This is a genomic window from Microbacterium sp. A93 (assembly GCF_051842835.1).
Genome location: NZ_JBPXMT010000002.1, coordinates 746,988 through 765,330, shown reverse-complemented (window position 1 = coordinate 765,330; position 18,343 = coordinate 746,988). Strand labels below are relative to the sequence as shown.

Below are 18,343 nucleotides of genomic sequence, written 5' to 3'. Positions count from 1 at the left end.
GTTATCGGACCGTTATTTAAAGGTACAGGTTTGTTATGAAACCGCAACCTTACGGCCCGCTGAACACCACCTGAGTGTCACATCAGCCTCATCGGCCTCACGAGCTGATGCATCAGGCCGCCGAGTCGAGGCGCCACGTTATCACGTCGTGATCAACGGATCCTGGGAACGCAGCGTCCGCCAGTACCCGACGCAGACATACAGGTCCCAGAGCGCCACCATCCAGATCACCGCCACGTAGAGCACATCCACCCAGTCCATCCCGCCGGCGGTCTGCAGGATCCCCGCGTCGATGGCGGGGTCCAGGACTTCCTGGGTCAGCACCAGCACGGTGAAGAACACCGCGGCCACCACGTCCAGCGCTGCACGTGCGAGCAGCTGCCACCGGGTCATGCGGCCCCTGACGATGGTCCACACGGCCTGAGCTGCTGCCAGGGCCAGCACCACGTAGTAGGCGGGCAACCAGAAGTCCCACAGCGCGGGGTTGACGAACGGCCCACCGCCGTTGAGGTGTCCCACGTACAAAAACGTGGTGGGCACCAGGGGCAGCAAGGCCACGATCCCGAGGAAGACCAGGCTGGAGATGGCCTCCGCGCGGGCGTCCCGGGCGTTGACCACCTCCAGGTCCAGGTCGTCAACGCTCCACCGGCGCCCTGCACTGTGGCCGGCGCGGCCTCGGTCCCGCGGGGGGACCACACGCTCGAACACGGCGAAGAACCCGGTGACGGCGCCGAAGGCGACGAAGAGCGCGACGACGGCCTCGCCGATGGCCTGTCCGAGCATCCCGCCCAGGTGCCCATCGGGCACCGTGGCGGAGTAGACCACGACGTTGGCCAACAGCGAGACCAGCGCGACCAGGACCAGGACCCAGCGCAGCAACCGGGTGTAGAGGGGGAAGACGTCCGGGCCGATCAGGTAGTTCGGCGCCTCGCGGTACCGGGCGGCCAGGCGGGCCGGGTCCCCGAGTTCCTCGAGCACCTCCCGCTCGGCGGCCGACTCCTCGGCCCCGCCGGCCAGCCGCTCATCCAGCATGTCCGAGGTGAGGGCGAGGAGTTCTTGGGAGATGTCCTGGCGCTGGCCGTCGGGCACGTGGGCGACGACCTGGTCGATGTAGCGACGGGTCAGGGTGGCCATCAGGGGGTTTCCTTCCAGAGTGCGGCCATGCTGGCCGTCAGTCGTGTCCATTCGTCCCGAAGCTCGTCCGCCATCCGGGCGCCGTCCTCGGTGAGGCTGTAGTACTTGCGCGGACGGGGCTCGTCCGTGTTCCACTCGGCCCGCAGCAATCCCTGGCCCTCGAGCCGGCGCAGCAGCGGGTAGAGCGTATTGGCCTCCGCCGCCAGGCCCACGGTCCCGAGGTATTCCAGCAGCGCGTAGCCGTAGCGCGGGGTCCGGCAGGCCAGCAGGCAGGCGACCACGAGGGTGCCGCGCCGCAGTTCCTGCCGGTGGGTCGCGAGGGTGGAGGCCAGTTCTTCGTTCACGCCTCACACAATAGTGTGTAAGACACACTATTACAAGCGTCAGGGGTAATGCGTGAGGCAGGAAGCTCAGGCCGTCAGTGGCGTCACGTCATAGACGAGCCGGGCCCATTCGCCGATCTTCTCCGCGGAGCGCAACCTCAGGCGGTCCCACGTCACATCGCCGGCGAACAGGGGCTTTCCCGCGGCCAGGGTGACCGGAGCCACCGTGAGCGCGATCCGGTCGAGGGCCCCGGCGGCCAGGAACTGGGCCGCGAGACCGCCACCGCCCATCATCCAGATATCCCCCTCCCCGGCAGCCGCACGGATCTCGGGAAGGTGCCGGCCGACGTCGCCGGTCAGGATCCGCACCTGGGCGCCCTCCGGGACCGGAAGCGCACGGCTCGAGAACACGAAGACGGGCTGGCTGCCCACACTGTCCTGCCACTTCTCCGGGTGCGCCCGCAGGTCCTCGCTGTCCAGCAGCCATTCATAGGTGGTGGAGCCCATGACCAGGGCGGTCGCAGACTCCATGAAGGGCTTGAGGTCTGGCTGCTCGCCGGGGATCTCGAACAGCCAGTCCAGGGAGTTGTCCTGGGTGGCGAGGAAGCCGTTCAGGGTGGCGGCGGTTTCGTAGATGACGGCCATGCGCGCAGGGTAGCAGGGAGGGCGCGGCGACCGGCAGGTCCCCAGGACCACAGGCACCCCCACAGGCACCCCTTGAGGCGCCCGCGGAGGCGTCGGCAATATTCCGGCGCCGTCCGCCGTTATGCCGGTCATGACCCCACACTCCCTCTCCGGCCTGCCCGTGTCCCTCCTCGACCGCGCCAACTCCCTGACCGGGGTCACGGAGTCCGAGGTCCTGGGCGGGGTCATCGCCCGGGCCCGGCGTGCCGAGACCTTGGGGTATCGGCGCTTCTGGGTGGCGGAGCACCACGGCGTGCCGGGTATCGCGGGCTCCGCGCCGACGCTGCTCATGACCGCCATCGCCGCGGCCACCGAGCACCTGCGGGTGGGTTCCGGCGGTGTCATGCTGCCCAACCACCAGCCGCTGGTCGTCGCCGAGCAGGCGGCCACGCTCCAGGCGCTGTTCCGCGGCCGGATCGACCTCGGCCTGGGTCGCTCGGTGGGGTTCACCCCCGCGGTGCGCCGAGCCCTGCGCCGGGACAAGGACGCGGCGCAGCAGTTCCCGGACGACCTGGCCGAGCTCCTCACGTACCTCGGGGGCACCGCCGACATCGCCGCCCGGCCGCAGGACCATGCCGCCACCCCGGTGTTCGTGCTGGCGACCGGGCAGGGACTGAGGTGGGCCGCGGAGGCCGGGCTGGCCGTTGTGGTGGGCGGGCCGTCCCTGTTCCAGCGCGGTACCCCGGCCGCACCGTTGGCCGGGCACGAGGGCCTGGCGCGTTACCGCCGGGACTTCCGCCCCTCGCGGTGGTTCGCCGAGCCCTACGTGATCGTCTCGGCCACGCTCGCGGCGGCGGACACCCCGCAGGCCGCCCGGGACCTGGTGCTGCCGGAGGCCTGGGCGCTGGCCCAGTCCAGGGTCGCGGGCGAGTTCCGCCCTCTGGTTCCGGTGGCGGAGATCAAGGCGTTGCACGACGCCGGCTCCGCCACCGAGCGTGATCGGCGTCGGGTCGCGGAGAGCCTCGCCACCGGCATCCACGGCACCCCGGAGCAGGTGCGCCGTGGCGTGGAGGCGCTGGTGGCCTTCACGGGCGCCGACGAAGTCCTGGTGACCGGCGGTATGAGCGATGCGGCAGGTCAACGCCGCTCGGATGATCTGGTGGCGGGTCTGTTCGCCTGAGTTCAGGCCCGGCTCGGGATCACGCTCAGTCTCACGCTCAGGCGCTGCGCCGCCGGATCAGCCACCGTGAGTGCAGCCGCTCGATGACCTTGACCACGGCGCCCACACCGATCGCGGAGAGGGCCGTGCCCTCGCGGACGCCGAACAGCTCACCGAGCAGGAGCAGGGACAGCGCGACCGCCAGGACCACCAGGGACCAGTCGAAGAGCTGCTTCACGGTGCCGAAGCGCATCCCGATCACCTGGTGCAGGGTGAAGACGATCCCGTCTCCGGGCAGGTAGGCGACCTTCGCCACCACCTCGACGTAGACGCCCACCGCGATCACGAGGACACTCGCCACCGTCCACAACACCTGCTCGGCATAGTGTTCCGGGGTGATCCAGCGGGTCGCCCAGAGCGCGGCGTCGCACATCAGACCGAAGACCACGGCAATGGGGACCTGGATGAACTGGAAGGGCGGGAACCGGCGCCGGAGCAACAGGACCTGGAGCACCACGAAGAACACGTTCATGCCCATCAGGAACGTGCCGACCGTCATGGGGGTGACTTCGGCCTGCACGGTGGGGATGGTGGAGATCGGGGTGGCACCCAGCCCGGCGCGGATGCTCAGGGCCACCCCCAGCGCAATCAGGCACACCCCCACGAGGAACCGCACCCACCGCCAGACCAGCGACCGCTCCGGTGATGTCTGCTCTGCCTCAGTTCCCACCGCAGTCACTCTAGGCGACGCGGAACCGGCCCAACGGCAGACTCAGGCGGACCGGAGCCGCACCGCCCGCCAGAAGCGCTGTAGGTACTGGGGCGGCTCGGGGGAGCCCATGCCCTCGGTGGTCAGCAGCACCCCGGCCACTCCGGTGGCGGGGTCCACCCAGAGGCTCGATCCCGTCCCGCCGTCCCAGCCGAACCGGCCGCTGCGGTCGATGCCGACCCCGAGGCCCCAGCCGTGCCCTTCGGGCAGGAAGCCGCGTCCCATCTGCCGACCCGCCTCGGTGGTGGTGTCCGTGGTCATCGCGCGCACGGAGTCCGCGGTGAGTACCCGTCCGTGCGGGCCCCTCCCGCCATCCAGCAGCATCGTGGCGAAGCGCATCAGGTCGGCCGCCGTGGAGACCAGGCCCGTGGCGGCCGAGGGGAACGGGGGTGGCTCCAGCAGACTCCTGTCACCGGTCGGAAGGACCTCCGCCGGCCCGCCGCCGGCGTCCGGGAACCCGTGCCGGGGCACCCGGTCTAGTTGCCCCTCGGACACGGTGTATCCGGTCTCGTCCATCGCCAGCGGCTTCAGGATCCGTTCGCGCAGGATCGCGTCGAAGCCCTGACCGGTGGCGGCCTGCAGCACCACGGTGAGTGCGTCGAAGGAGGACTGGTAGAGCCACCCCTGCCCGGGCTGATGGGCCATCGGCAGGCCCGCCGCCCGCTCGGCCCACGCGGCCGGGTACAGGCCGGGGACCCGCCAGCCCGAGTAGAGTCCGGCCGCCGCGGTGGCGGCGGAGAGGGCATCCCCCTCCGGGGCGACCAGGTCATAACCGAGCCCGAAGCCCATCGCCAGCAGGTCTCGCACCGTGGTCGGGCGGGACGCCGGCACGTTCTCGGACAGAGGCCCATTCCGGGTGGCCAGCACGCGGCGCCCGGCCCAAGTCGGCACGAACCGCTCCACCGGATCGTCCAGGGAGAGCACCCCGTCCTCGGCGAGGGCGAGGGTCACCGCCGCGGCGATCGGCTTCGTGACCGAGGCGATCCGGATCAGCGCGTCTCCCGGCACCTCCCCGGGGGCCTGAAGCGCCACCTGCCGGCCGGCGTCGTGCCCGGTGGTCAGGGACCAGACCAGCCCGGGGAACTGCATATCCTGCACGGCGGCGCGCATCTCGGCGCCGACCCGATCGAACAGGTCCGTCATCGGCGGGACTCAGGCCAGGGTGGCGTCCACGCTGACGTCCTTCACGCCGGCGAGCGCCTGGGACACGGGGCACTGATCCTTGGCCTCACTGGCGATCTTCACGAAGTCCTCCGTGGAGATCCCCTCGACCTGGCCCTTGACGACCAGGAGGATCTTCGAGATGCCCACCCCGGGCTCGAACGTGACGTCCGCGGTGGTGTCCAGGTGGGTGGGGGCGGTGCCGTTCTCCTTGAGCATGTTCGAGAACTGCATGGTGTAGCAGGTGGCGTGGGCCGCGGCGAGCAGCTCCTCGGGGTTCGTGGTGGAACCGGCCTCCTCCGCGCGGGCCTTCCAGTTCACGTCGAAGGTGCCGGAACCGGAGGTCTTCAGGGTCGTAGAACCGGACCCGGTGAACAGGTCTCCGTCCCATGAGGTGCTGGCCTGGCTGACGATAGGACGGGGCATGGTGTTCCTCCTGAAAGGCGTCGGGGGGCAGCTGATTCCGCTACCCTTTCCACCGTATCCAGAATCCCGGAGGGATGTCAGGGTTCGGGCGTGACGGAGGGGATGCTGCGCAGAGGAGGACTCTCGGTCTGCATTTCCTGGGCGTCCCGGAGCTCAGACCGTCACCACCACGTTGCCCACCGGGCTGTGATGCTCGACGGCGGCCACGGCCTGATGCGCCTCGGCCAGCGGCCAGGCGGCGGAGACCACGGGGGTGAAGCGCCCCTCGGCCACCAGCCCCGCCACCCGTGCGTAGACGGCTGTGGTCCGGCGTCGGGTCACGGGGGAGCCGCCCACCTCACGGGCCAGGTCATAGTCGGCGGCGCTGCGCAGCGGCAGGAGGGCTTGTCCGCGTGACGGCGGCGCGTCCGGCCGCAGCAGTCCGGCGGCCTGCCGCAGGACCTCGCCCCCCACGGAGTCGATCACCCCGTCCACACCCGCCGGGGCCAGCTCGCGTACCCGGTCCACCCAGCCGACGCCCTTGGGCACGTGCACGGCGCCGAGACCCTCCACGGCCGGCCGTTTGGACTCCGAGGCCACGCCCAGCACGCGCAGACCGCGCAGCCGGGCCAGCCCGCAGGCCGCCGTGCCCACGGCTCCGCCGGCCCCGAGGACCAGCAGCGTGGAGCCCTCGGCCAACTCCAGCTCGTCCAGGGCGTCGAAGGCGGTGGCCACTGAGACGGGGATCGAGGCGGCCTGTTCCACGCTCACACCGGCGGGTCGCTGCGCGGTGGCTGCCGCCTCCAGCAGGACCAGCTCGGATATCGATCCGGTGCCGCTGGCCGTGGAGCCGAACACCTGATCGCCGGGCGCGAACTCTTCGACCCCGGGACCCACCCGGAGCACCTCGCCGGCCGCCTCACGGCCCATGGCCATGGGGAACCGCACCGGGATCCGTCCCTGCCGCAGCCCCGAGCGGACCTTGACGTCTGCAGGATTGACCCCGGAGGCGTGAAGCCGGATGAGGACCTGGCCGGCCGCGAGAACGGGGTCCTCCAGCTGGATCAACCGGGTGACCTCGGGCCCGCCGTACTCCGTGAATCCGAATGCGCGCATGGACCCAGTCAAGCAGAGCGCCGGTCGGTGAGGTCCCCTGAAGACGGCGGACGGTGAAGGGTTCTAGAGCATTCCATCCCTTGACACCCTGTGACCGGGACCGTTGCGAAATCCTCAGGAGACCCTGGCGTCGGCACGCAATCGAGCGGTGGTCGGCCGTGGACGCCGGGGCCGCGGTGGACTTACTCTTCTCCCGTTCCCACTCCGGCCGCCTGCTCTCCCCCGAGGCCGCGGCCCGCGCCCTGCCTCCGGTGCTGTTGCCGGTACCGTGCCTGACCCATCCGCCGTGTCATGACGTTCCCTCTCCATCGGAGATCCACCATGCCCAAGAGCCCCCTGCGCGCCTCCGCCATCGCGGCCGCCAGTTGCCTCGCCCTATCCGCCACGCTGATCGCCGCGCCCGCCCAGGCGCATCGCTCCCCCGAACCACCGGTCCCCTCGACGGTCGCCGAAGGCCTCGCCGGGCCGTTGGCCCTGGGCCTCGGGGACCGCCACGAGCTGTTCGTCACCCAAGCCTTCCTGGGCAACCTCTCCAAGATCGACCGTCGGGGCCGGGTCTCCACGGTGGCCCAGATGCCGCCGGGAGAGCCCACTCCCGAGGGGTCCTCCAACGAGATCTCCGGGGTGGACGTCTCCGGCGGCTCCACGTTCCACATCGAGACCGACTACCTGGCCGGGTTCAGCCACATCGTCAAGACCTCGGCCCGGGGCAAGCGCTCCGTGGTCAGCCGGGATTTCCTCGCCCACGAGGCCAAGACCAACGCAGACGGGCGGGTCAAGTACGGATTCGTGGGACTCAAGGGCCAGTGCGCGAGCGATCTGGCGGCACTGGAAAACCAGATCGGTCAACACCTGGTCAGCGAGTCCCGCGGCGAGAACTTCTCCCACGCCTACCAGCTGGACGTCACCCGGCATGCCACCTATGTGGCCGACGCCGGCGCCAACGCCCTGCTGAAGGTCTCCCCGAAGTCCGGGAAGATCTCCACCATCGCCGTCCTGCCGCCCGTTAAGGTCACCGCCGGACCCGAGCTGATGGGTGCGCTCAACACGGTTCTGGCCGGGATGCCGCAGCTGCCGGAGGGCACCACCGCGCCGGACTGTCTGCTCGGCAAGACCTTCGTGGGTGAGCCCGTGCCCACGGACGTGGAGATGGGCCGGGACGGCCAGCTCTACGTGACCACCCTGGCCGGGATCCTCGGGGAGTCCCTGCCTCTGAGCCACGTGTACAAGGTCGACCCCCGGCATGGCAAGATCCGCACGGTCGCCACCGGACTGCACGGCACCACCGGGGTGGCTGTGGCCTCGAACGGCACCGTGTTCGCCGCGGAGATGTTCGGCGGCAAGGTCTCCGTCATCAAGAAGGGGTCCCAGAAGGCCACCACTCTATTCACCGCCGACTCCCCCGGGGACGTCGAGGTGAAGGGCAACACCGTCTACGCGACCACCGGCGTCTTCGATCCCGAAGGCAACGGCAAGGTGGTGACGGTGGAGTACCAGCAGCGCGGCCGTCGGTGATGACCCGCTGACCCTCCAGGTCCCGCTGCACCGAATGCCACACTGATCCAGCCGACCGCCCCTTGCCCGGCGGTCCCCGCCCCGCCAGAGTTGGTGGTATCCGGTGACCGCCGGGCAAGGCCGCGTCCGAGACACCCCCGGACCCGGATGAACACACCGACCTGACCGAGGAGGACCACGTGACGCAGAGACGGACGGAGGGCGCCGAGGGCGCCAGCCCAGAGGTCGAGAAGCTCACCGAGCAACACTGCTGGGAGTTGCTGCGCCACGCTGAGATCGGTCGCCTGGCGGTGTGGGTGGAGAACCACCCCGAGATCTTCCCCGTGAACTTCGCGGTGGACCAGGGCGCCCTGATATTCCGTACCGCCGAGGGGACCAAGGCCTCCGCGGCCCTGGGCGACTCAGCCGTGGCCTTGGAGACCGACGGCCCGGACGCCGAGTCCGGGACCGCGTGGAGCGTGGTGGTCAAGGGCCGGGCGGAGCAGATCACGGAAACCGCCGATCTCATGGACACCGTGCGCCTGCCGCTGTTCCCCTGGCAGGGTGGGGAGAAGGGGAAGTTCATCCGCATCGTCCCGACCGAGGTCACCGGCCGCCGCTTCCCCATCGTCTCCCCCGAGTGGTGGCGCACCCCGTTGCAGGACGTGCCGCACGCGGCGGAGGAGTAGGACACCTCCGCCCCGGAGGCACGGTGTTGCTCACGTCATCACCTTGCCGTTCAGGCGAACGAGAGCCCCAGCCCCTTCGCGTGCTCACTGGTCGCCCTCGCCAGACGCACGTCCCGGCTGGTGACGCCTCCGACGTCGTGGCTGGACCAGGTGACCTGCACGGAGGGGTAGGTCAGGACCAGGTCCGGGTGGTGATTGTTCTCCTCCGCGGAGGCGCCGATGAGGTTGACGAGCTCCAGTCCGGTGGCGAAGGACTTCGTGGCGAACGTGGCTGTCAGGGTCCCCTCGTCCTCGGTCCAGCCGTCCAGTCCGGCCTCGGCGATCTCGGCGATCTCGGCGGAGGTAAGGGTCTTCTTCGGGTCAGGCTTCGATTCGCTCATGGAACCATCCTCCCGCCGGACACCGGCACCTGGCCACCCCCGGCTCCTCCGCGTCACCACAGGGGTCATCCCAGAGGTCACCCCACCGGGATGCTTCCCTTCAAACTCGCCGGATCGGTCACCGGCTCGTCCGCAGTCCGCGCGATCAGCTCGCGCGCCAGCTTCACCGAGTCCCAGACATTCCACAGCAGCACCCCGCGCACCGAACCCACGGGGTTGAGGTAGTAGACCACGCCGGTGGAGTGGTCCGGTTCCCCGTCCGCCCCCACGGCCCAGTCCTCCAGCGTGGTGTGGCGGGTGTCCAGCTCGCCCACGGCCTCGTAGCCGTAGTCGAACAGATCGGACCAGAAGAACGGGGTGGTCCGGTAGGGCTTGTCCGCCCCGGCCATGTTGCGCCCGGCCACCTTGCCCATGGTCTCCGCGGCGGAGGCGTGCTCCACGCGGCGGACCCCCAGGAGCCGGTCCGGATACCGGGCCACGTCGCCGGCCGCGTAGATGCTGTGCGCGCCGGTGCGCAGATGCTCGTCCACCAGGACTCCGTTGTCCACGGCCAGCCCGGCAGCCCGGGCCAGTTCCGTGCGGGGTTCCACCCCCACCCCGATCACGGCGGCATCCGCGGCGATCTCGGTACCGTCCTCGAGGCGGACGGTGACCCCGTCCTCCCGCTCCGTTCCGCCGGACAGTCGACCGACGACGATCTCGACGCCGCGATCCCGGAACTCCTGCGTGACCGTGCGGGCCAGAGACGCGGGGAACATCTGGGCCAATAACGGTTCGCCGGTGGCCACCAGGGTCACCCGGACGCGGTTCTGGGTCAGCACCGCCGCGACCTCGGTGCCGATGTACCCGCCGCCGACCACCACCACGTGCGCCCCGGGCACCGCGAGCTCCCGCAACCGGCGGTAGTCGGCTACGGTCCGGTAGTAGATGACCCGGTCCCCGGGCTCCAGGCCGGCGGTGCGCGGCTCGGCACCCGTGGTCAGCAGGAGTTTCCCGTATCTCACGGACCGGCCGCCGGCCAGGGTGATCGAGTGCTCGTCCGGGGTCAGGGACGCCACCCTGGTGCCGAGGTGGACCTGTGTGCCGGCGTCCGGAGCTGAGTCCGAACCGGCGGCGCCGGAGATCATGAGCGATCCCTCCAGGGAGGCCTCCGGGTCCACCCACAAGGTCTTGGACAGGTCCGGGCGGTAGACCGGTGCGGCGGTGTCCGCGCCGAACACCCCGATGCTGCCGCTCGCGTCCTCCGTCCGGATGCCCTCGATCGCCTTCGCCGCGGCCATGCCGGCCCCCACGATCACGTAGTCGTAGGCCTCCCGCACCTCGTCCGTGTGCACGCCCTCGGCGCTCGGGTCCAGGGCCGGCAACGGACCCTCGGCCGACCGGTGCTGATCCTGATGGTCCTGCCCGCCGTGAGGCTCAGCCCTCTTCTGCTGCCGCTGCATCCACTCGCCCAGGGTCACGCCGTCCACGATCGCCGCCTCCGGGATCAGCCCGCCGCTGGCCATGGCCCGGCCGAACAGGGGCACCTCGAGGATCCTCCGCGGGGCCTTGCCCCCGGCCGAGCCCAGTACCTGGACCATCCTCCGGGCCACCTCGGCCGCCGTCGCGGTCTCGGGCCCGCGGATGGTGACGGTGCGCACCGGGGGTTCCCGGCCGGCGTCGGACCCTGCTTTCTGGTCCCCGGCCGGCCGCACGGCTTCCTCGGCCACCAGGCGCGCCACCGACTCGGCCGCGACCGGAGCCATCCTCATAGTCGGCATGAGGGCCACCGGCCCCAGGGTGGTCATCTGCAGCATCATCGGCACCAACTCGAACCACTGGGTTGAGTGGATGAGGGTCACCGGCAGGCCGGAGGACCGGTAGGCGTGCTCCTGGGCGGCCTTGCCCCGGTAGTACCCGTAGGCCTTGTTGACCTCGCCGTCCGTTGCCCCGGCGATGGACACGCACACCAGACGCCCGACGCCGGCCCGGCGGGCCTCCGCACAGATGTTCCCCGCCGTGGTGGTGAAGAACGCGATGGCCTTCGCGGCGCTGAAGCTGACCTGGCTGAGCGAGTCGACCACGGCGTCTGCGCCGGCGAACGCCTCCCGCAGGCCGCGCCCCGTGAAGGCGTCCACGCCCGTGGAGCGGCTGGCCGCGACCACCTCGTGTCCGTCTGCGCGCAGCAGGTCCACGAGGAGTGTTCCGAGGGTTCCAGAGGCACCGAGCACCACGATTCTCATGGACCGCATGCTAGGTGCCCCGGGGGCTCCGGCGGCAGGGGCCATCGACGGAGACCCACCGATGGTCCGGCTCTCCGTGACGCACGACTGAGCGGCCTGGGGGTATAGCAGGCTAGACGTCCACCACCCGCAGGTGGTCCGCCCCGGTGGCCCCGCCCACGGCAAAGGACCGTTCCCCCACCACCGCGAATCCCAGCTTCTCGTAGAAGGCGTTGGCGCGGGTATTGGCCTGGTTCACGCCCAGCCACACCTGGCGGTGGCCGCGCTGCCGGGCCGCGTCCAAGGTGGCGCGCATCAGGGTCCCGGCGGCCCCGGTGCCCCGGGCGGCGTCCAGCACGTACATCTTGCTGAGGTAGGCGGGCCCGGCGTCCGGATCCGGCTCGCCGTGGTTGCCGAGGACCACTCCGGCGTCCATCCCGGGCGGGGGCTCCTCCATGGGGGCCAGGTCCAGGAGTGTGTAGCCCACCGGCATGTTGCCCAGGGGGCTGCCATCGGTCGGTTCCACCACCAGGACGCGGTACCGCGGATCTGTCAGGTACCCGGCGAAGGCCCCGGGCGAGAGGTGCTGCGCGATAAAGGCCCGGACGTCCGCTGCGGGCATCTGCGGCGGGCAGGCATCCGGGAAGGTGCGGGCAGCCAGATCGCTCAGGAGCACGGCCTCGTCCGGGCGGGCGGAGCGGACCGTCACGGCCGGTGTTGCTGGCATGACTGGTGTGGTTGGTGTGGAGGGGGGTTCCATGCGTCCGTGGCTAGCGGGGATTCTCAGGGCCACAGGATCCATCCGCCCGCGCCCAGGCAGGCCAGGCAGGCCAGCCAGAACACCCCGGTCCACACCCCGGCCGGCAGACCCGTCAGTCCCGCCAGCTGGTCGGCGTCGCTCGCCGGGGCACCGCCCGGCCGGCCGTGACCATGCGGGCGCCGGGGCCGGCGTCGTTGGCGTTGCATCTCCATCACCGAGCGCGGGGCGGCCAGCAGCAGTGAGAGGACCACCAGGTAGGCGGCGGCCTGGACCGCCACTGGCGGGGCTGCCCAGGACAGCGCCCCCACCGCCGCGCCGGTGACCAGCACCACCCACAGCCCGTAGAGGTTGCGCACCAGCAACAGCATGAGTGCGCAGGTCAGGACCAGCAGCCACAACCCGCCCGCGGAATAACCGGCACCCACGAGCCAGGCGCCCGCCAGCCCCGCGAGGGCCGGTGCGGGGTAGCCGGCAGCCAGCGTCAGGACCATCCCCGGACCTCGCGGTCGGCCGCGGGAGAGGGTCACCCCGGAGGTGTCCGAGTGCAGGCGGATACCGCTGAGCCGGCGTCCGGCGAGGACGGCCACGAGTGCGTGCCCGGCCTCGTGGACCAGCGTCACCAGGTGGCGGATCACCCGGTAGCCCCAGGGGCTCCAGGCCAGGAGCAGGGCTGCACCGGCCAGAGCCAGGACCAGGGGCAGGTCCAGGGGCGCATGGGTGGCGGTGGCCCGCGCCCAGAGATCCGTCACCACCTCCCCCACCCCGTTCACCGGAGCCACCCTAGGTGCCGGGAGGTCGATCGTCAGAACCCGCCGGCGTCAGGCGCCATGTTGGAGAACCGGGAGTAGTGGCCCTGGAAGCCGAGCACGATCGTCTTGGTGGGGCCGTTACGGTGTTTGGCCACGATCAGATCGGCCTCGCCGGCACGCGGGGACTCCTTGTCGTAGATGTCCTCGCGGTGCAACAGGATGACCATGTCAGCGTCCTGCTCGATCGAGCCGGACTCACGCAGGTCGGAGATCTGCGGCTTCTTGTCCGTGCGCTGCTCCGAGCCACGGTTCAACTGGGACAGCGCGATGACGGGGACGTCGAGCTCCTTGGCGAGCAGCTTCAGCGCGCGGGAGAACTCAGCGACCTCCTGCTGGCGGGACTCGACCTTCTTGCCGGAGCTCATCAGCTGCAGGTAGTCCAGGATGACGAGCTTGAGGTCGTGCTTCTGCTTGAGCCGGCGGCACTTGGCGCGGATCTCCATCATGGACATGTTGGGGGAATCGTCGATGAAGAACGGGGAGTCGTTGAGGCGACCCACGGTCGCGGCGATCTTGGACCACTGCTCGTCCCGGATGGTGCCCTTGCGCAGGTCCTGCAGGGCGATCGTGGCCTCCGCCGAGAGCAGCCGCATGGCGATCTCGTTCTTGCCCATCTCGAGGGAGAAGAACACGGAGGTCATGTTGCTCTTGATGGCAGCGGAACGGGCGAAGTCCAAGGCCAGGGTGGACTTGCCCACGGCAGGACGGGCCGCGATGACGATCATCTGCCCGCCGTGCAGCCCCTGGGTCAGCTCATCGAACTCGTAGAAGCCCGTGGGCACCCCGGTCATCCCTTCGCCCTGGGATCCGGCCGCCTCGATCTCGTCCACCGTGTGCTCGAGGATCCCGGACAGGGGCACGTAGTCCTCGGACTGGCGGGTCTCGGCGACCTTGTAGATCTCGGCCTGGGCCTCGTTGACGATCTCCTCGACCTCGCCGTCCTGGCCGTAGCCCATCTGGACGATCTTGGTGCCGGCCGTCACCAGGCGGCGCAACACGCCCTTCTCGCGGACGATCTCGGCGTAGAAGCCTGCGTTGGCGGCCGTCGGAACAGATTGGACCAGCTCGTGCAGGACGGCCGGGCCACCGATGCGCGAGAGTTCCTGCCGCTTGTTCAGCAGATCAGCCACGGTGACGGCGTCAGCGGGTTCGCCGCGGCCGTAGAGGTCGATGATCGCCTCGTAGACCATCTCGTGGGCGGGCTTGTAGAAGTCATTGCCGCGGAGCAGCTCCACCACGTCCGCGATGGCGTCCTTGGAGAGCATCATGCCGCCGAGCACGGACTGCTCAGCTACGAGGTCCTGTGGTGGAAGAAGGCCGGCCCGCGAGCCACCGGCGCCGTCGGTGGAATCAAAATCCTGTGATGCCAAGTACTTGATTCCCTCTCCCGTAACCGGACGGCCCGGCAACTCCTCGCGGTGCGATGTCCCCCATGGAATCCGCCGCACCAGACCCAACTGGGACAGCGGATTCCGCAGGCGTCGAACGCCGGATGTGCGCCGTGGATCCACGGCCAATACCCGGCTTCGCCTGAAGGGGATACCACGTGACACTACTCGTCGGCAGGACGCGCCTCAACCGCGTGTTCCACACCCCCTGTGGATAACATGTGGATTCCACGGCGTGTTGTGTGCACAGCGTGGGGACAACTCCGGGGATTACTCGGTGGATATCCACGTATCTGTGAGCTGACATGGACGTTTGATGGATCAGGGCTGTGGATAGAAAAGAATTTCCTTGGGGATTACTCCGAGGTACGTACCATCGACAACCGGTTTGGCGCAAAGTGCCCGCCTCCGGTTTCAGAGTTATCCACAGTTTGTCCACATGGTTTGTACCGGCGGTTGTATGCCGCTCCCGCGCTCATTCCGGCCACCGCCCCACCAGCCGGGCCCACCGCCTGTCACATCCGTCACGTCCGTGCGGGGTTCACCCGCCGTTCATCCCCTGACGGTTTCACATTCCCTCCGGAGAGAGGGACTGGAATGATAGGGCCATGAGTGGCCATGAAAACAAGACGAAGCCCACCGGGACTCCGGTGGACGAGTTCATCGCCCACGTGGAGCACGCCGTCCGCCGAGCCGACGCGGAGGTGTTGGATGAGATGTTCCGGCGCGTGACGGGTGCGGAGCCACAGATGTGGGGACCGACCATGGTGGGGTACGGCGCCTACCACTACGAGTACGCCTCCGGTCACAGCGGCGACGCCCTTGCGGTCGGTTTCTCGCCCCGCAAGGCCAGCCTCTCGCTGTACGGACTGACCATGCAGCCCGAGGCCGCCGCGCTCCTGGAACGTCTCGGCAAACACCGGATGGGCAAGGGATGCCTCTACGTCAACACGCTGAAGGATGTGGACGTGGAGGTCCTCGAGGAGCTGATGCGGACCGGGTACCGCTACGTGACCCAGCAGCTCGACCAGTCCCGGCCCCCTGTGCACCAGCACTTCGACGCCGCAGCCGCCACCTGGGACCAGGAACCCCGTAAAGCCGAGGAGGCCCGACTCCTGGCGCAGTCCATCACCACCGCACTGCCGCTGACGGGCGCTGAGCGGCTCCTGGAGTACGGAGCGGGTACCGGACTGGTCTCCCAGGCACTGGCCTCGCACGTGGCCAGCGTGACGCTGGCAGACAGCTCTGAGGGGATGCGCCGGGCGGCCCAGGAGAAGGTGTCCTCGGGGGCCCTGCCGGCAGGGACCCGAGTCTGGGACCTGGACCTGGAGTCCGGGGCCGTCCCGGCGGATCGCTTCGACCTCCTGGTGGCCAGCCTGGTGCTCCACCACGTTCAGGACATCCCTCGGGTCCTGGCCGGATTCCACACCCTGATAGACGCCGGCGGCCACCTGGCGATCGCGGACCTGGATACCGAGGACGGCAGTTTCCACGCACACGTTCCGGGCTTCAACGGTCACTCGGGCATCAGCCGTGACCAGCTCACCGAGTGGTTGGACACCGCGGGATTCGAGGACACCACCATCCGCGACAGCTTCGAGATCGACAAGGAGGGCACCGCCTTCCCCGTCTTCCTCGCCACCGCCCGCCGGCGTTGACGGCCCCGGCGCTCCAGCCGGCCAGGCGCTCCGAGGGGTCTGGCGCTCTGGCAGCACTGGGTGCGCACACGCCAGAGGCCGGCCGGTTCCCCTTCAGGGGAGCCGGCCGGCCTCTGGTCCGGGGCAAGAGGCCGCCCGGGGGCGGCCTCCGGACTCATCCCGGTGGTGCCGCGTGTCTACTTCTTGGCGGCCTTGGCAGCGACGACGTCCAGGTCGATCACGGCCAGGACATCCTCCTGCAGACGGGCGTGAGCCTGGAACCGGCCGGTCACCTTGATGGCGGTCGGCAGGGTCACCACGCGCTTGTCGATGCTGCCGAGACCGGCAGCCTGCACGGCGTCGGCCACGTCGGCGGCCTTGACGGCGCCGAACAGGCGGCCGCCTTCACCGGCGGTGACCACGAGCTTGACCGGGGACGCCTGGAGCTTCGCTGCCAGGGCCTGGGCCTCCTCGAGGGACTTCACGGCGCGGATCTCGCGAGCAGCCTTGATCGATTCGATCTGCTTCTCCCCGCCCTTGGTCCACGTGGTGGCGAAACCGCGCGGCAGCAGGTAGTTGCGGGCGTAGCCGTTCTTGACGTCGACGACGTCACCGGCGGAGCCCAGGCCAGTTACTTCCTGGGTCAGAATAAGCTTTGCCATCTGGTATCTGTTCCTTCCTCGACTCGGGCGATCAGCCGCGGCCAGCGCCGGAGTAAGGCAGCAAGGCCACCTCACGGGCGTTCTTGATGGCCTGGGCGATCTTGCGCTGCTCCTGCACGGTCACGCCGGTCACGCGACGCGCGCGGATCTTGCCGCGGTCGGAGATGAACTTGCGCAGCAGTGCAACATCCTTGTAGTCGATGACGGTGATGTCAGCGGCCTTCAGGGGGTTGGACTTTGGTTTGGGCTTACGGATTTCAGCCTTCGCCATCGTGGTGCTCCTTCGTTATTCGGGAGCCCGCAGAACGGTTCTGCGGGATGGGATCGCGGGTGGCGAGCCACCTGCGAGCCGTGCGGGAAACGGTTCCTACACGGCGTTCGGCCGGTTGGCGCCCGAGGGCGCCGCGGGCCGGGGTGGAACTGGTGGGATACCAGCTCCGGATGATTCAGTGATCGATCAGAGGCACGGGATCAGAACGGCGGTTCGTTGTTGCCCGGGGTGTCCCAGGAGCCGGCGGAGGTGGAGGACCCACCCCACGGATCGGCCTGCTGACCGCCGCCTCCGGCGCCCCAGCCGGCGTTTCCGCCGCCCTGGCCGCCGCCACCCTGATTGAAGCCGCCCCCCTGAGCGCCGCCGCCGAAGCCGCCGCCACCCGAGTTGCCACCGAAGCCGCCCCCGCCGGAGCGGTTGGACTTGGTGACCTTCGCGGTGGCGTAGCGCAGCGAAGGTCCGATCTCATCGCAGTCCAGCTCGTAGCTCGTGCGCTTCTCGCCCTCTCGGGTCTCGTAGCTCCGGGCCTTGAGCCGACCCTGGGCCACCACGCGGGTGCCCTTGGTCAGCGATTCGGCCACGTTCTCGGCCGCCTCACGCCAGATCGACGCGCGGAGGAACAGGGTTTCCCCGTCCTTCCACTCGTTGGCCTGGCGATCGAACGTCCGCGGCGTGGAGGCGATGGTGAAGTTGGCCACGGCTGCACCCGAGGGGGTGAACCGCAGTTCCGGGTCGGACGTCAGGTTTCCAACAACGGTGATGACGGTTTCTCCGGCCATGGTGCCTCCTGTAGAGCCTTGAGTCAGTGCTGTTCGGCGGTGATATCGGCGTGGGGGTGCGGCTGCCTCGAAGGTGCCAACACAGTCGTTACTCTGCGGGCTCCGCGGAGATCTTCTGCTCTTCCGGGCGGATGATCTTGGTGCGGAGGATGGTCTCGTTCAGACCCAGCAGTCGGTCCAGTTCCTTGGAGGTCTCCGGGGAGCTGGTGAAGTTGATGACCGCGTAGATGGCCTCAGCCTTCTTCTGGATCTCGTAGGACAGGCGGCGCCGGCCCCAGAGATCGAACTTGTCCACGGAGCCGCCGTCCTTGGTGACGACCTCCAGGTACTTCTGCAGGGTCGGTTCAACGGTGCGTTCATCCACATCGGGATCAACCAGCACCATCAGTTCATATGCACGCATGCGAACCCACCTCCTTTGGGCTGACGGTCACGGTACTTCCGTAACAGGAGGTTCTGTGCGATGTCCTCTGCGCGGAGTCCGTCATGGGACGGCACGCAGAAAACCTTGGCTATCTTACCCTGTCCCCGCCGTGGCCGCGAACCGAAAAGTCCGGGCCACACCCAGTCTGGACCGCCCCC

Annotated in this window: 20 protein-coding genes; 4 read left to right on the top strand and 16 right to left on the bottom strand. The window is 69.4% G+C overall.

The window, feature by feature from the left end:
* Positions 1–141 precede the first annotated feature (141 nt).
* From ACSU1G_RS07835 to ACSU1G_RS07825, 3 genes are all read right to left on the bottom strand, one after another.
* Positions 142–1,134 (bottom strand): hypothetical protein, encoded by a 993-nt coding sequence (locus tag ACSU1G_RS07835; RefSeq protein ID WP_439279347.1) that lies wholly within the window; start codon positions 1,132–1,134, stop codon positions 142–144.
* Positions 1,134–1,478: a PadR family transcriptional regulator gene (locus ACSU1G_RS07830; RefSeq protein WP_439279346.1), complete on the bottom strand. Its 345-nt coding sequence runs from the start codon at positions 1,476–1,478 to the stop codon at positions 1,134–1,136. Before ACSU1G_RS07830 ends, ACSU1G_RS07835 begins: the two co-directional genes overlap by 1 nt.
* 66 nt (positions 1,479–1,544) lie before the next feature.
* Positions 1,545–2,102, bottom strand: a complete 558-nt coding sequence (locus tag ACSU1G_RS07825; protein ID WP_439279345.1) for a dihydrofolate reductase family protein — start codon at positions 2,100–2,102, stop codon at positions 1,545–1,547.
* Positions 2,103–2,232: 130 nt separating this feature from the next.
* Between ACSU1G_RS07825 and ACSU1G_RS07820 the strand changes: the two genes are divergently transcribed.
* Positions 2,233–3,261: an MsnO8 family LLM class oxidoreductase gene (locus tag ACSU1G_RS07820; protein WP_439279344.1), complete on the top strand. Its 1,029-nt coding sequence runs from the start codon at positions 2,233–2,235 to the stop codon at positions 3,259–3,261.
* Positions 3,262–3,298: 37 nt separating this feature from the next.
* On the opposite strand, the gene ACSU1G_RS07815 is transcribed toward ACSU1G_RS07820, so the two are convergent.
* The 4 genes from ACSU1G_RS07815 to ACSU1G_RS07800 all read right to left on the bottom strand — a co-directional run bounded on the left by ACSU1G_RS07815 (position 3,299) and on the right by ACSU1G_RS07800 (position 6,691).
* A complete protein-coding gene (locus ACSU1G_RS07815) occupies positions 3,299–3,970 on the bottom strand; it encodes a YczE/YyaS/YitT family protein (protein ID WP_439279343.1) in 672 nt (223 codons plus the stop codon).
* 42 nt (positions 3,971–4,012) lie between these two features.
* The gene (locus tag ACSU1G_RS07810; RefSeq protein ID WP_439279342.1) at positions 4,013–5,152 is read right to left on the bottom strand and encodes a serine hydrolase domain-containing protein; all 1,140 of its coding nucleotides are present in this window, start codon (positions 5,150–5,152) and stop codon (positions 4,013–4,015) included.
* A 9-nt stretch (positions 5,153–5,161) separates the two neighbouring features.
* Complete coding sequence (locus ACSU1G_RS07805) at positions 5,162–5,596, bottom strand: OsmC family peroxiredoxin (RefSeq protein WP_439279341.1); 435 nt, start codon at positions 5,594–5,596, stop codon at positions 5,162–5,164.
* Positions 5,597–5,749: 153 nt separating this feature from the next.
* Positions 5,750–6,691, bottom strand: coding sequence for an NADP-dependent oxidoreductase (locus tag ACSU1G_RS07800; protein ID WP_439279340.1), 942 nt, complete (start codon positions 6,689–6,691; stop codon positions 5,750–5,752).
* A gap of 321 nt (positions 6,692–7,012) precedes the next feature.
* Between ACSU1G_RS07800 and ACSU1G_RS07795 the strand changes: the two genes are divergently transcribed.
* On the top strand, positions 7,013–8,206 hold the full coding sequence (locus ACSU1G_RS07795) for a ScyD/ScyE family protein (protein WP_439279339.1): 1,194 nt from the start codon (positions 7,013–7,015) through the stop codon (positions 8,204–8,206).
* Positions 8,207–8,385: 179 nt separating this feature from the next.
* A complete protein-coding gene (locus ACSU1G_RS07790; protein ID WP_439279338.1) occupies positions 8,386–8,874 on the top strand; it encodes a pyridoxamine 5'-phosphate oxidase family protein in 489 nt (162 codons plus the stop codon).
* 50 nt (positions 8,875–8,924) lie between these two features.
* Here the strand turns inward: ACSU1G_RS07790 and ACSU1G_RS07785 are convergent, their stop codons facing one another.
* The 5 genes from ACSU1G_RS07785 to dnaB form a co-directional block, all read right to left on the bottom strand.
* On the bottom strand, positions 8,925–9,254 hold the full coding sequence (locus ACSU1G_RS07785; protein ID WP_439279337.1) for a 4a-hydroxytetrahydrobiopterin dehydratase: 330 nt from the start codon (positions 9,252–9,254) through the stop codon (positions 8,925–8,927).
* Positions 9,255–9,331: 77 nt separating this feature from the next.
* Entirely contained in the window at positions 9,332–11,476 is a 2,145-nt protein-coding gene (locus ACSU1G_RS07780) for an FAD-dependent oxidoreductase (protein WP_439279336.1), read from the bottom strand.
* A gap of 112 nt (positions 11,477–11,588) precedes the next feature.
* Positions 11,589–12,182: a GNAT family N-acetyltransferase gene (locus ACSU1G_RS07775; protein ID WP_439279335.1), complete on the bottom strand. Its 594-nt coding sequence runs from the start codon at positions 12,180–12,182 to the stop codon at positions 11,589–11,591.
* 56 nt (positions 12,183–12,238) lie between these two features.
* Complete coding sequence (locus tag ACSU1G_RS07770; RefSeq protein ID WP_439279334.1) at positions 12,239–12,985, bottom strand: M50 family metallopeptidase; 747 nt, start codon at positions 12,983–12,985, stop codon at positions 12,239–12,241.
* 32 nt (positions 12,986–13,017) lie between these two features.
* On the bottom strand, positions 13,018–14,394 hold the full coding sequence (gene dnaB, locus ACSU1G_RS07765; RefSeq protein WP_439279333.1) for a replicative DNA helicase: 1,377 nt from the start codon (positions 14,392–14,394) through the stop codon (positions 13,018–13,020).
* A 626-nt stretch (positions 14,395–15,020) separates the two neighbouring features.
* On the opposite strand from dnaB, the gene ACSU1G_RS07760 reads away from it, so the two are divergent.
* Positions 15,021–16,070, top strand: coding sequence for a methyltransferase domain-containing protein (locus ACSU1G_RS07760; RefSeq protein ID WP_439279332.1), 1,050 nt, complete (start codon positions 15,021–15,023; stop codon positions 16,068–16,070).
* A gap of 176 nt (positions 16,071–16,246) precedes the next feature.
* Here ACSU1G_RS07760 and rplI read toward each other — a convergent pair whose 3' ends face one another.
* The 4 genes from rplI to rpsF form a co-directional block, all read right to left on the bottom strand.
* On the bottom strand, positions 16,247–16,711 hold the full coding sequence (gene rplI / locus ACSU1G_RS07755; protein ID WP_439279331.1) for a 50S ribosomal protein L9: 465 nt from the start codon (positions 16,709–16,711) through the stop codon (positions 16,247–16,249).
* Between the two features lie 31 nt (positions 16,712–16,742).
* Complete coding sequence (rpsR, locus tag ACSU1G_RS07750) at positions 16,743–16,982, bottom strand: 30S ribosomal protein S18 (protein ID WP_010144869.1); 240 nt, start codon at positions 16,980–16,982, stop codon at positions 16,743–16,745.
* 200 nt (positions 16,983–17,182) lie between these two features.
* Positions 17,183–17,761, bottom strand: coding sequence for a single-stranded DNA-binding protein (locus tag ACSU1G_RS07745; protein WP_439279330.1), 579 nt, complete (start codon positions 17,759–17,761; stop codon positions 17,183–17,185).
* An 88-nt stretch (positions 17,762–17,849) separates the two neighbouring features.
* Entirely contained in the window at positions 17,850–18,164 is a 315-nt protein-coding gene (gene rpsF, locus ACSU1G_RS07740) for a 30S ribosomal protein S6 (RefSeq protein WP_439279329.1), read from the bottom strand.
* Between the last annotated feature and the right edge of the window lie 179 nt (positions 18,165–18,343).

Coding starts and splice junctions, on each gene's coding strand:
- ACSU1G_RS07780 (WP_439279336.1), bottom strand. CDS start 11,476: ATGAGAATCGTGGTGCTCGGTGCCTCTGGAACCCTCGGAACACTCCTC.
- ACSU1G_RS07760 (WP_439279332.1), top strand. CDS start 15,021: ATGAGTGGCCATGAAAACAAGACGAAGCCCACCGGGACTCCGGTGGAC.
- rpsF (WP_439279329.1), bottom strand. CDS start 18,164: ATGCGTGCATATGAACTGATGGTGCTGGTTGATCCCGATGTGGATGAA.
- ACSU1G_RS07820 (WP_439279344.1), top strand. CDS start 2,233: ATGACCCCACACTCCCTCTCCGGCCTGCCCGTGTCCCTCCTCGACCGC.
- ACSU1G_RS07825 (WP_439279345.1), bottom strand. CDS start 2,102: ATGGCCGTCATCTACGAAACCGCCGCCACCCTGAACGGCTTCCTCGCC.
- ACSU1G_RS07805 (WP_439279341.1), bottom strand. CDS start 5,596: ATGCCCCGTCCTATCGTCAGCCAGGCCAGCACCTCATGGGACGGAGAC.
- ACSU1G_RS07745 (WP_439279330.1), bottom strand. CDS start 17,761: ATGGCCGGAGAAACCGTCATCACCGTTGTTGGAAACCTGACGTCCGAC.
- ACSU1G_RS07775 (WP_439279335.1), bottom strand. CDS start 12,182: ATGCCAGCAACACCGGCCGTGACGGTCCGCTCCGCCCGCCCGGACGAG.
- rplI (WP_439279331.1), bottom strand. CDS start 16,711: ATGGCAAAGCTTATTCTGACCCAGGAAGTAACTGGCCTGGGCTCCGCC.
- ACSU1G_RS07785 (WP_439279337.1), bottom strand. CDS start 9,254: ATGAGCGAATCGAAGCCTGACCCGAAGAAGACCCTTACCTCCGCCGAG.
- ACSU1G_RS07835 (WP_439279347.1), bottom strand. CDS start 1,134: ATGGCCACCCTGACCCGTCGCTACATCGACCAGGTCGTCGCCCACGTG.
- ACSU1G_RS07795 (WP_439279339.1), top strand. CDS start 7,013: ATGCCCAAGAGCCCCCTGCGCGCCTCCGCCATCGCGGCCGCCAGTTGC.
- ACSU1G_RS07800 (WP_439279340.1), bottom strand. CDS start 6,691: ATGCGCGCATTCGGATTCACGGAGTACGGCGGGCCCGAGGTCACCCGG.
- rpsR (WP_010144869.1), bottom strand. CDS start 16,982: ATGGCGAAGGCTGAAATCCGTAAGCCCAAACCAAAGTCCAACCCCCTG.
- ACSU1G_RS07810 (WP_439279342.1), bottom strand. CDS start 5,152: ATGACGGACCTGTTCGATCGGGTCGGCGCCGAGATGCGCGCCGCCGTG.